At 51.1% G+C, this 13029-nt stretch carries 9 protein-coding genes; all 9 read left to right on the forward strand.

What is annotated here, in order from left to right; genetic code table 11:
* Window positions 1–23: 23 nt before the first annotated feature.
* Window positions 24–959, forward strand: a complete 936-nt coding sequence (locus tag AC3RCL_RS01640) for an ABC transporter permease (RefSeq protein ID WP_113059096.1) — start codon at window positions 24–26, stop codon at window positions 957–959.
* A 184-nt stretch (window positions 960–1143) separates the two neighbouring features.
* Complete coding sequence (locus AC3RCL_RS01645) at window positions 1144–2010, forward strand: carbohydrate ABC transporter permease (RefSeq protein ID WP_213579974.1); 867 nt, start codon at window positions 1144–1146, stop codon at window positions 2008–2010.
* A gap of 107 nt (window positions 2011–2117) precedes the next feature.
* Window positions 2118–3668, forward strand: a complete 1551-nt coding sequence (locus AC3RCL_RS01650; RefSeq protein ID WP_251500350.1) for an extracellular solute-binding protein — start codon at window positions 2118–2120, stop codon at window positions 3666–3668.
* Window positions 3669–3990: 322 nt separating this feature from the next.
* Complete coding sequence (locus AC3RCL_RS01655) at window positions 3991–6897, forward strand: DUF4855 domain-containing protein (protein ID WP_492534327.1); 2907 nt, start codon at window positions 3991–3993, stop codon at window positions 6895–6897.
* Between the two features lie 414 nt (window positions 6898–7311).
* Window positions 7312–7500: a hypothetical protein gene (locus tag AC3RCL_RS01660; protein ID WP_145040239.1), complete on the forward strand. Its 189-nt coding sequence runs from the start codon at window positions 7312–7314 to the stop codon at window positions 7498–7500.
* A 368-nt stretch (window positions 7501–7868) separates the two neighbouring features.
* On the forward strand, window positions 7869–8981 hold the full coding sequence (locus tag AC3RCL_RS01665) for a BMP family lipoprotein (RefSeq protein ID WP_251500357.1): 1113 nt from the start codon (window positions 7869–7871) through the stop codon (window positions 8979–8981).
* Window positions 8982–9377: 396 nt separating this feature from the next.
* The gene (locus AC3RCL_RS01670; protein ID WP_251500360.1) at window positions 9378–10910 is read left to right on the forward strand and encodes an ABC transporter ATP-binding protein; all 1533 of its coding nucleotides are present in this window, start codon (window positions 9378–9380) and stop codon (window positions 10908–10910) included.
* The gene (locus AC3RCL_RS01675) at window positions 10903–11958 is read left to right on the forward strand and encodes an ABC transporter permease (protein WP_012818559.1); all 1056 of its coding nucleotides are present in this window, start codon (window positions 10903–10905) and stop codon (window positions 11956–11958) included. The genes AC3RCL_RS01670 and AC3RCL_RS01675 overlap by 8 nt, the downstream gene beginning before the upstream one ends.
* A 6-nt stretch (window positions 11959–11964) precedes the next feature.
* Window positions 11965–12918 carry an ABC transporter permease gene (locus tag AC3RCL_RS01680; RefSeq protein ID WP_012818560.1) on the forward strand — a complete coding sequence of 318 codons (954 nt, stop codon included), beginning with the start codon at window positions 11965–11967 and terminating at the stop codon, window positions 12916–12918.
* Window positions 12919–13029: the final 111 nt, after the last annotated feature.

A 13029-nucleotide genomic window follows, 5' to 3' on the forward strand; every position in this document is an offset into this window, starting at 1 on the left:
GCACAAGAAAGGAGGGGCGCTCTTTGGAGCGACGTAGAAGGTTCGGCGGGTCGTTTGTGCGCGAGCTGTCGCGGAACCGGTATTTGTACTTACTGGCGCTGCCCGGCATTGCGTTTCTGGTCGTATTTGCTTATATGCCCATGGCCGGGCATCTGCTCGCCTTCCAGGATTACCGACTATCCGATGGAATATGGGGGAGCGAATGGGTCGGATTTAAAAACTTCGAGTTTTTCTTCAATGGGAAAGACTGGCTGCGGGTGACGCTGAATACCGTTTTCCTGAATGCACTGTTTCTCGTAACCGGTCTCGGCAGCGCGGTCGTGCTGGCTATCTTTCTGAACGAAATCCGTAACAGGCTGTTCAAGCGAATCACGCAATCGTTTATTTTTTTACCGTATTTCATTTCTTGGCTTGTCGTCAGCATGATGACGTTGACGCTATTCAGCACATCCGAGGGGCTGATTAACCGCGCGCTTGCCGCCCTTGGCTACGAAGGAGTGGACTGGTATTTGACGCCTGGCGTATGGCCGTATATCTTAACCGTCATTAGCGCCTGGAAGATTGCTGGCTATAATTCCATTATTTTTTTGGCCGTCATTACGGGCATCTCCTCGGAATATTACGAGAGCGCCCGAATAGAAGGCGCGAGCCGGATGCAGCAAATGCTCTACATAACGCTGCCGTTGATGCGGCCGACCGTGATGATATTGGCGCTGCTTGGCATTGGCCGTATTTTCTACGGCGATTTCGGCATGATTTACGCGATCATCGGAGATAACGGCATACTCTTTCCAACGACAGATGTCATCGATACGTATGCGTTTCGTGCGCTGAGGCAGCTGGGGAACTTCAGCATGTCCGCTGCCGTTGTCGTGTACCAGTCCTGCATGGGGCTTGTCACGATTCTGATCTTCAATGCGATTGCGCGCAAGGTGGACGCGGATTCAAGACTATTCTAAAAGGAAGGTTGGGCGAGTTGGCATGAGGCCGGACTTGGGCTTCCGATCGCTGTTGTCCCCGAATCGTTATGATCGTATAAGCTCGTTAAGCGGATACGATTCGGGAACAAAGGCGACCACTTGCGTTTCTCCAGCTCCGAACCGGCCCTTTGCTTCAGTCCCAACCAGTTAAGGTGTGATCGAAGTGAGAGAACGCTTGTTTCTTGTTTTGATGTACGCGGTGCTGGGCGCTTTTGCGCTGTTTTGCTTCATTCCGTTCTGGATTGTGTTCATCAACTCGTTCGCCGACGAATCGCTTCTGCAGACGGCGGGGTACCAGTTGCTGCCGAGCAAATTCAGCCTCCATGCGTACAAATTTTTGCTTTCCGGCAAGCAGGTGTTTCTAAGCTACGGCATTACGATGATTGTGACGATCGCCGGCACGGCGCTGGGCGTACTCTTGACAGCCGCCTATGCGTACACGCTGAGCCACCGGAAAGTGAAGTACCGCAATATTTTATCGTTTCTAACCTTCCTGACGATGCTGTTCGGCGCAGGACTGGTCGGCTTTTACATGCTGATCGCCAACTGGCTGCAGCTGAAAGACTCGGTGTGGGCGCTCATTTTGCCCTATCTGCTGAATCCGTTCTATGCCTTCATTCTTGTCTCCTACTACCGGACGCTGCCGTATGAATTGAATGAAGCTGCGACTGTGGACGGCGCCAATGATCTCTATATTTTCTTTCGCATCATCTGGCCGATTTCGCTGCCTGTTATCGCCACGGTGAGCCTGTTTTACGCGCTGCAATATTGGAACGACTGGTACTTGTCATTGCTGTTTATCGACAATCACAAAATGCTGCCGCTGCAGATGATGATCCGCCAGCTTATGTCCAATTTGAATGTTATGGCTTATGTGAGCGGGAGCCAGACGCAGTACAACGTCGTCGTGCCGACCTATGGCATGCAGCTGGCGATCGTCTGCGTTACCATCGGCCCGATCGTGTTCGTCTATCCCTTCATCCAGCGCTTCTTTATAAAAGGTTTGACGCTTGGTTCGGTAAAAGGGTAGAGCCGCAAACGTGAAGGCGTTTGGCCGGTTCGAGCTTTCAATCGCTGCTGTTTATGAACCGGCTCATCCGCCTATTTTCTCTATTATTGATTCAGGGGGAAGGAACCATGAAAAGATTATTGTCCATCGCGCTTGTGTTATTGATTGCGCTCATCGCGATTGCGGGTTGTTCGGGCAAGAACGAAGGGGAAGGGAAGACGCTCGGACCGTCGGGTCAAACCGGAGACAGCGCCAGCGATGACGCCAAACTTGAAGAGGTGACGCTGAAAATCATGATTCCCGGCGATCGGCCGTCGGATATGGATTTGGTCATCGCCGAGGCAGAAAAGCGGATGAAGGATACGATCAACGTCAAGCTCGACGTCGTCTTCGTACCCTGGTCCGATCTAGCGCAAAAGACACAGGTAACGCTTGCTTCCGGCGAAAACATCGATCTCATCTTCGATGCGCCATGGCTGCACATCAATCAGATGATTGCAAACGGATTCTATGAACCGCTGGATGACCTGTTGGCCAAGTACGGCCAAACGGTGCTGGAGAAACGGCCGCAGCAAATGTGGGACTACAACAAATACGGCGGCAAAATTATGGCCGTTCCGCTCGGCGTCAGCTACATGTCCGGCAATTCGTACATGGTGCGCAAAGACATTCGCGAGAAGCTGGGCGTACCGCCGATCAAGACATATGAAGAATTGATCGCTTTCGCTTACAAGGTAAAGGAGCAAGAGAAAGGCATTATCCCGATGAGCGCAGGCTCCGCCACTTATTCATTTGTCGCTCACCATGCGCTGAATGATTACGAAACCCATGTCAGACCGACCCACGCCCTGGGCAACAGCCTGATGCTCTACTACAAGAACAATGACGGCAAAGTTTACAATTTGCTGGAGGATCGGGAGCCGATCGGAACGTGGCTGGCGAACACGCACAAGTGGTTTAAAGACGGACTGATCTTCAAGGACATTTTGACGACAAAAGATTTTCACCAGCCAATATCGGCAGGCAAAGTAGCAATCGTCACAAACGGCGCGTTCGGCATCGGAGATTCCCTCAAGAACACGTTCAAGAACAACGTACCGGGAGGCGAGCTGGAAACGGTCACCTTCTTTAACCCGGAAAAAGGCGCGAATTTGACCAATTTTAAACAGTGGAATTTCCTCGCTGTTCCGAAGGTGAGCAAGAACAAGGAGCGGGCGATTATGTTCCTGAACTGGGCGAATGAGAAGGAAAACTACGACCTGCTCTCTTATGGAATCGAAGGAAAGCACTGGGAAGCGGTAGGAGAAGACAAAATGAAAAACCTGGATACATCCGGCTACTCCGCATTCGGCTATGTCTGGCTATGGAATCCGGTCGATGAGCGCAGTGTTGTAGGCGGCGATCCGCAGAATGATGAAATGGATGCCGTGCTTCGCGATGCCGACATGTTCACCACCGACATTTTGGCCGGCTTCGAATTTGACAGTACTCCGGTGCAGAACGAAGTCAGCCAGTACAATACGGTCGACGGGCAATACTACACGGCGCTGTTTAACGGGGTTATCGATCCGGAGGACACATTGAAGAAATTCGAAGCGGAAGCCGGCCCCGCCCTCCACAAGATTCAGCAGGAGCTGCAAAAGCAAATTGACGAGTTCCTGGCGGCAAAGGCGGAATAAAACAGAATCACTTGAACACGGATAAACCGAAGTTTGCTTATCCACTGTTTATCTACGCCTCAGATCGCTTGAAGTGCGGAGTGTTTGGCTGCGCTGTACTACTGCTGTTGCCCACTGGAAACTTCGCCCCGCTGGCGGCACTGGACGCGGCGGTGACGGCTTCCTCTTCCGGAGGAAGCCGATCTTATACGCTTTGCTGCTTGCTTATGGCGGAATTCGCGAAAGGGGGGGATTAAAATCTAGCGTTCACCCGGAACAGAAATAAGGGTTTAAAGTTTTTGATATTTCTGTACTCGAGAATAAAGAAAAGGAGCTGGCCTTGATGAATTTGAATAAAAAATGGTTATCCGGATTAATGGCAGCCGTATTACTACTGACTCCGCTCTCAGCGGTTCAGGCGAAATCGCTTGTTCCGGATGTGACTGTCCTCCAGGCGGCAGGTGCAGACCAGATGGAAGCAGGGAATGATTCGGGTAATCCACAGGTCGAACTAGATCTAGATCAACTGACGGATGCTGGTGAACCGGCAGCGGAACAGGCACCACAAGCAATAGACGAAAATCAAACGGCAGTATCTTCGGCTGTGCAGGAGACGCAATTCCGCAATCTCGCGGCAGGCCTTCCGTATGAATGGTCTGAAGCTCCCGAAGCTTCGCATCCCGATGACGGATACAAGCTTACGGACGGAACATACGGCGCATTGGATATGAACGACCCGGCATGGGTAGGACATCTGCGCGGAAAGACTCGCGAAGTTGTGTTCGATCTCGGTGAGGAAAAGTCAATTGGAAAGATCACGGCTAATTTCTTTCAAGATTTTCCTACGAATTCGATTCTCGTGCCGCTGTCGGTATCGATGTATGTCTCCGACGATAAGGAAAATTGGGGGCTGCTTTCCCATAACGCTACGCAGCTTCTGTGGGGAGAAGGACCGCCCAGACATGAGACCTTTGAATGGGATGGCAGCCGGGATGGAATCAAAGGCGGGAATACGGATGGCAAGCTGGCTTATGCCCGTTATGTGAAGGTGACCTTTTTTATGCATCCTACACAGTGGGAATACATTGACGAAATCGAAATTATGGGTATGGACGGCAAGGTTGACGGTGCGGTAAAGGTTCCTGCCGAGCAGCCTCGTTTTTTGGAGCCGGGGGAAGCTACGGCCGGGATCCGGAATCTGAATCTGCTGTATAACGGACAATACGCGAATGGTTTGGGCGATTGGAACAAGGAACGGATCATCCCTAATATCAGCTATGTAAATAAAGACGGCGAGCCGGTCGATTGGCTTTATGACGGCGTTCTATATCTCGGGATTGCTTCGCCTGCCGGTCGCGATTTCGGTCAGGGACAAACGAACCTGGACGATTGGAAATGGTATTTGGATAAAACATTTGCAGCGACGGGCGATATGCAGCAGTTGAATGAGGCTGCCAAGGAAGTTGGGTCCAAGCTGAAACAGCCCGATCATCAAGTCAAGGTTGTGTTAATGATTCCGAATCCAGGGGAATCCCTAACCAATTTTGGCGACATTGACGGCAGTGGTTCCTTGAATTTCAACGACTCTGTCGTAGGCAAAGAAAAAGCGTCTGAAAACAGAGGAAAAGCGGTGCAGTGGTGGCTGGACCAGACCCGGCAAAGATGGCAGGCTGCCAACTACTCGAATCTTGAGCTTGTCGGCATGTACTGGATGCCGGAACAAATCGACATATCCGAATCGGGACCGGACATAGCTCGCATGGTGTCGGATAAAGTGCACGCCATGAACATGAAGGTTTTCTGGATTCCACACTCATATGCTTACAAAATGTTTATGTGGAAAGACGTAGGGTTCGATGCCGCGGCGCTTCAGCCTAACTATTTCTTCGGCGGAATGGATTCCGACCGTCTGGACGATGCTACGAATACTGCAAAGCGATACGGAATGGGGAACGAAGTTGAATTTGATGACGGAATGCTGACAGATCCCGTACTTCGTCAGCGTTTTGTCGAATACTTGGACAGCGGCGTCAGATCCGGTCTGATGCAAAATGGCTTCAGAGCTCACTATCAAGGCAATAATGCAGTATACAACTTAGGGGTAAGCAAGGATCCAAGTTTGCGTTTAATGTATGACTGGCTGTACCAGTATTTGAACGGAACGTACGCCATCGATAGCAGCCCGGCGCCGGAGACGATGGCGGAGGTTGTACAGCGTTATGTCGCATCGAACGAAATCAAGCCGGCTTTTGGTAATGATTTGACGTATCGATTGCAGACCATCAAGCTTCTTTTGGACGATAACAAGCCGAAGGAAGCCGTGACGTATATGCAGGATTTTCTCGCGCACATTCACGACCCGGCCGTCCAAGCGCAAGGGTTGATTTCGGTCCCGGCCGCAACGGTGCTTGATTCCTACGCCCAAGTTCTCATTCATACCTGGTCTGACGGAGGGGGACTCAGCAATCTGGTTCTTGGCCAAAGCTATACAATTTCACAGCAGCCTAACAGCAACTATCCCGATTCCGGGAACGAACTTACGGACGGCCGATTCGGCGGGACGGATTACCGCACCGAGCAGTGGCAGGCCCATGCGGGAAGCGACTACCCTGACGAACGAAGCCGCACCATCACGTTTGATTTGGGCGGCAACAAATCGATCGGGGCCATTAGAGCCCATTTTCTTCAGGATCAAGGACCCGGCATCTATTTCCCTCAGAACGTCACTTTTTCCGTTTCATCTGACGGCGAGTCCTGGAGCACGCTGGCAACCGTTACTCCGCCACCGGCACAGGATGCTGCCTCGGCCGAGTTCGTGGGTTGGAGCGGGATAACAGACGGTGTGCCGGGGGAATCGGGAGCCGATAAAGTGTCTGCCCGCTACGTTAAAGTGGAATTCCCGGTCAACGTCTGGGTCTTCCTTGATGAAATCGAAGTTCTCGGCGTTGACGGCCATGCGGGGGGTGGCACTACAATCGACGGCGCAAGAGCCGTGGTGGATGCCGCTGCGAAGAAATTGACGATCGACGGTCTGGTCGTGAACGGCAGTCAGTCCCAAGTGGATTTGAAAATACTCGATTCGAAAGGGAAAGTTCGGTACGAAGGCCAGACGACCAGTACGGAAACGGGAAGTTTCCAATTCACGATCAAGCTTACCGGCAATTTAAAGGGAACCTGCGACGCCTATCTCTCTATGGAAGGAATGTCGGCTCCCGTTAAGATTTCATTCGAGTACAATAAAAAGGACTGACGTTTATTTCTTGCACAAGCTTAACTTCCGATGGTATACGTCCTGATTTCCATGATGTTGATTTAGGATGAGGGCATTCCGTGATAATTTCTGTCGCGGCATAATGCATGATAATTAATTTATGTTTCGTAAAAAAGCCATGGACGCAGCGTGATTTCCACGCTGTGATCTATGGCTTTTGCTTTCGAATCGGTCTTGATGACCGTATGATAAATATCTGATGCATCCCGATGTTTATGAACACGTCTCATATAATGAAGTAATTGCGGGCTATCCGAAAAATTCATACTGCGAAAGTTAAGATTAATGTAAACGCATACTTATTCATGGTATAATGCATCTAATAGATTAGGCAAAGCGACTTAAGTGGTTTGTGTTTGAATGGTTTCGAAACTGCCTGGGGGTGTTGCGAGGATGAAAAGGTACAGCGTGTGGCGTCCGGTCATGCTGATTGCGGTAGCGCTGCTTACGAATAACTTGGTCACGAGTTTGGCGGGCGTGTTTGGCATGTCGCCGAAGTCGGCGAGCGATTTAGGTTTTATCGCGATGATTATTGCCGCATTCATTACATATAACCGCATGATGAAAATCCGCCGCAAGTGAATAATCATTCACAGCCATTCATCGAATGAACAGCATGTTTATAAGCACCTTGGCCAAGGTGCTTTCTTTTCGTAAAGCGCAATTATTTTTTACCAAATCAAAGGGTCCAAAACCTTGCACACGCTTCGTATCACACCGCCTGTAACCCCCGTGTTATCTATAAAAACCGTTAAATCAACGATACGAAAATTACGTCTTCCTATCTCTACTAGAATTGGAATAAAACATGTCTTAAACGTTTCACCGCGGCACAGATGCAGTTTGACAGATTCACCCAAATTTATGTTGAAAAGGGTCACTTTTATTAATATATTGTAAATAGCGCGAATCTAGTATTCGGGCATATATACCTAGGAGGGTTATCCTTAATGAAAAAAGGGGTCATATCTTTAATCAGTTTGGCGTTATCTGTCACAATGCTGGCGGGCTGCGGCGAAAAACCGGCGTCAGAGCCAAGCGGCGGCGCAGGCGGCGACGCACCTAAGGCAAACTTCAAGGTAGGGATGGTTACAGACGCTGGAACGATCGATGACAAGTCGTTTAACCAAGGCACATACGAAGGTATCGTGAAGGCGAACGAGGACTTCAAAATGGAGTATAAATACCTGAAGCCGGCCGGAACCACAGAAGCCGACTATTCGAAAGAGATCGGTAACCTGTACGATGCCGGATTTAAATTTATCGTAACGCCAGGCTTCAAATTCGAAACAGCCGTGTTCAAAGCACAGGACAAGTATAAAGACGCTAAATTCGTAATTATTGACGGAACGCCTCAATCTGGAGAAGAAGGCGCAACACCGGTCGTTAAAGAAAATACCGTATCCATCTTCTTCGCTGAGCAAGAGTCCGGCTTCCTGGCTGGCGTAGCGACTGCCCTTCATGTGAAGGATGGACAAGCAGGCTTTATCGGCGGCATGGAAATTCCGCCTGTACAGAAGTTCAACTGGGGCTTCCAGCAGGGTGTAGCTTATGCTAACGAGAATCTCGGCACGAAACTAGTAATTAATAAAGAAAACGTGGTGTACCAAGGATCTTTTGACGACGTTGCGGCAGGCAGCCAATTGGCGGCTCAAATGTATGACCGCGGCGTAAACGTGATCTTCGCTGCTGCAGGCGGCGTTGGCGTCGGTGCGATTAACGAAGCGAAGACTCGCGTGCAGAACGGATCCGAAGTTTGGATCGTCGGCGTCGACGTTGACCAATACCAAGACGGCGTTTACGAAGGCGACAAGTCCGTTGTTCTGACTTCCGCTGTCAAGAAAATCGACCATGCGGCTTACGATATGATCAAAGCCGAAACCGAAGGCAAATTCCCGGGCGGACAAACGCTTACGCTGGATGCCACAAATGACGGCGTCGGACTTCCTGAGAATAACCCGAACTTGAGCGAGGACGTTCTGAAGCAAGTAGACGAAGTGTTTGGCAAGATCAAAGCCGGCGAAATTAAAGTAGCCGCAGAGCAAGGCGAATTGATTAAGTAATTCAAGACACCAAGTTATCTACGGAGCGTGGATAGGCTTACTTGAAAAGCAGCGATACCGCATGAAAAAAGACGGATTTCTTCCGTCTTTTTTTAAGGTATTAGAATTTATAGTTGTTTCAGTGAAGCGTAAGCAATTCTGTAATCGCATCTATATGTTTTGGGGCCCCTGCAAAGTATTTGGAACAAGCATCGAAGCATAGGCTCCACTTTGTGGGGCTATTTTAGGTAACAGACCGTATCACCGGCGCAAGCGATTGCATCCTGAAATTGAATGTAGAATGATCTCTATGGAACTGCGTTCTGGCTGTTTGGAAGTGAGTCGATCCGCGTTTTTTTAGCGGTTAATGATGAACAGGAAGATATCCAACAAAAAAGAAGGAGAGGACCCAAAACCATGGACTATGTTGTCGAGATGGTGGGCATCCGCAAGGAATTTCCGGGAATCGTGGCCAACGACGATATCACGATTCAACTGAAGAAGGGCGAAATTCATGCGCTGCTCGGCGAGAACGGCGCGGGCAAGTCGACCCTGATGAGCATCCTGTTTGGCATGTACCAGCCTGACCGTGGCGTGATCAAAGTCAACGGCAAGGACGTGCGGATTTCGAATCCGAACGTCGCGAATAAACTCGGAATCGGGATGGTGCATCAGCATTTTAAATTGGTCGAGCCGTTTACCGTGACCGAGAATATTATTCTCGGCAGCGAGACGCGCAAGTATTACTTTGGTTTAGACGTGAGATCCGCAGCCAAGCGGGTCGAGGAGCTGTCCAAACGATACGGGCTCAACGTAGACCCCTATGCCAAAATCGAGGATATCTCGGTAGGGATGCAGCAGCGCGTGGAAATTCTCAAAATGCTGTACCGCGATGCGGAAGTGCTCATATTTGACGAGCCCACGGCGGTGCTGACCCCTCAGGAAATCGAAGATCTGCAGGGCATTATGAAGAACCTGGTCAACGAAGGCAAATCGATCATTCTGATCACGCATAAATTGAAAGAAATTAAAGCGGTTGCGGACCGCTGTACCGTCATCCGCCGGGGGAAAACGATCGGCACCGTTGACGTGGCCGATACGAGCCGCGAAGCGATGGCCGAAATGATGGTAGGCCGCAGCGTTTCCTTTAAAGTGGACAAACAGGAGAGCCGTCCGGGCAAGACCGTTCTTCAGATCCAGTCGCTTACCGTGAAGAACAGTAAAAAAGTCGATGCGCTCAAAGGCTTCAGTCTGGATCTGCATGCCGGCGAGATCGTGGGCATTGCCGGCGTGGACGGCAACGGTCAAACGGAACTGGTGGAAGCCATTACCGGCTTGCGTCAAGCGGAGAGCGGGACGGTGAGCCTGAATGGTAAGACGCTTAATGGACTTTCCGTCCGTCAGCGGAACGAGAGCGGAATCGGCCACATTCCGGAGGACCGCCAGAAGAGGGGCCTCGTGCTGGATTACACGATTGAAGAGAATCTGATCCTTGAGGTGTATAACCGCCCACCGTATTCCAAGAACGGGCTGCTGCAGCCGGCAGCGATCCGCAAGCATGCGGAGCATATCATTCAGAGCTTTGATGTGCGTTCCGGAACGGGCGGCCGGTCGATCGTGCGTTCGATGTCCGGCGGTAACCAGCAAAAGGCAATCATCGGCCGCGAGGTAGAGCGCGATCCGGATCTGCTTATTGCCGTTCAGCCGACCCGGGGCCTTGACGTAGGCTCGATTGAATATATTCACCGTCGTCTGATCGAACAGCGGGACAAGGGGAAAGCCGTTCTGCTGGTTTCCCTGGAGCTTGATGAAGTGCTGAATCTGTCGGACCGCATTGCCGTTATCAATAACGGTGAACTGGTAGGTATCGTAAAAACCTCCGAAACGAACGAAAGAGAACTCGGACTGATGATGGCCGGGTATCAAAAAGAGGAGGCACCACATGAATAACAGCGTAAAATCGTTGCTTGCCGTCCTGTTCGGACTCATCGCGGGGGCACTGCTTATGGCGCTGACCGGGCATAATCCGATAGAAGGATATAAGTATCTCCTCCAAGGCGGGCTTAAAAATCCGGAGCGGATCGGAAATACGCTGGCGACGGCGACTCCGCTTATTTTGACCGGTTTGTCCGTGGCTTTTGCCTTCCGTACCGGGCTGTTCAATATCGGTGCTGCGGGCCAAATGCTGTTCGGTGGTTTCTGTGCAACGGCTGTCGGCCTTTCGCTGGATTTACCGCGGGCTCTGCTCCTTTTGGTCATGGTGCTGGTCGGTTTCATCGGCGGCGCACTATGGGCGGTGGTTCCCGGTTTCCTGAAGGCAAAATATAACGTGCATGAGGTCGTATCCACGATCATGATGAACTGGACGGCCTACTGGACCGTTTATTATGTCATTCCGGGTTACTTCAAAGGGGCGAGCCTGGAGACGGAATCGCGCCAGCTTCCGCCGGAAGCCATGCTGCATCAGCAGTGGCTCACCGATATGTTCCAAGGTTCTTATGTCAATCTGGGCTTTTTTATCGCGGTGATCGCCGTTCTGGTCGTCGCTTTCCTTATTAACAAAACAACGCTCGGATACGAATTGAAAGCGGTCGGATTCAACCGGCACGCTTCCGAATATGCGGGGATCGCTGTTAAACGCAGCATCGTGCTGTCCATGTTCATCTCCGGTGGGCTCGCGGGCCTCGCGGGTGTTGCACAGTATGCGGGGAATGCCTCCAGCATGCAGATCGGCATTCTGCCGAGCCAGGGATTTGACGGGATTGCCGTAGCCCTGCTTGGAATCAACGCACCTATCGGTGTTTTGGTGTCGGCCCTGTTCTTCGGGATTCTCTACTCGGGTAGAGGGTTTATGAATGCCATGACGGAGATTCCGCCGGAAATCGCCGATTCGATTATCGCCATCATTATCTATTTTGCGGCAACCAGCATCTTGATCGAGCGTCTGTACCGTAAATTCAAGCTGCGTCGCGCGGCAAATAAAAAGCAGGGGGAGTAAGGACATATGTGGACAACGATTGAACAGATTTTTCCGTATGCCATCGCTTACACGATCCCGCTTTTGATTACCGCCCTGGGCGCACTGTTCAGTGAACGAAGCGGGGTCGTCAATATCGGCCTTGACGGCTTGATGATTGTCGGTTCTTTCATCGGCGCTTTTGTCATATTCAAAATGCAGGCCCAATGGCCCGGCCATTGGTGGGTATTATGGGTAGGCCTATTGGCGGCGGCGGCAGCGAGCGCGCTATTCTCGCTATTGCATGCGTTTGCCAGCATCAACCTCAGTGCCAATCAGATCATAAGCGGTACGGCGATCAATATGATCGCGGGCGCCCTGACGATTTTTCTTGCCCGCAACATTACGGGCAGCGGCAAGATCAGCATCACCAGCGGATTCAAACCGTTTGATTTCCCGGGTCTCTCCAAGATTCCGATTATCGGGGATTTATTCTTCACGAAAACCTATGCCACGACATGGCTGGTTCTGATTTTGCTTTTGGTCAGTGCATTTGTGCTGTACAGGACACCTTTCGGTCTGCGACTCCGGTCCTGCGGCGAGCATCCGCACGCGGCCGAAGCAGCCGGTATTAAGGTGCAGTCCATGCGGTATGTCGGCGTCATGATCTCGGGTGCTTTTTCCGGACTCGGGGGAGCTGTCATTCTGTTGACGTATTCCGGCGAATTTACGGGGAACGTTGCAGGACTCGGGTTCCTGGCTCTGGCATCCCTCATCTTCGGACAATGGAAGCCGCTCGGCATCCTGCTGGCGACCTTGTTCTTCGGATTTGCCACGACGGTAGCCAACGTATCGCAGGTTATTCCGTCCTTGGCGGTGATCCCGCCGGTCATTCTCAAGATTTTCCCTTATATCGTCACGCTGATCGCGCTCGTGATTTTCTCCAAATCCTCGAATGCGCCGAAAGCCGTAGGGGAGCCGTTCGATTCAGGTAAACGGTAACGCATTGCGCAAGTCGATGTAAGACAAATAGAACCTCTGATATGCCTATCCAGCTTTGGGTTTAGGTCTATCGGAGGTTTTTTTACTTCTAGCATACTTTAGGTTAGAACT

The sequence above is a fragment of the Paenibacillus sp. MT86 genome (assembly GCF_058792535.1).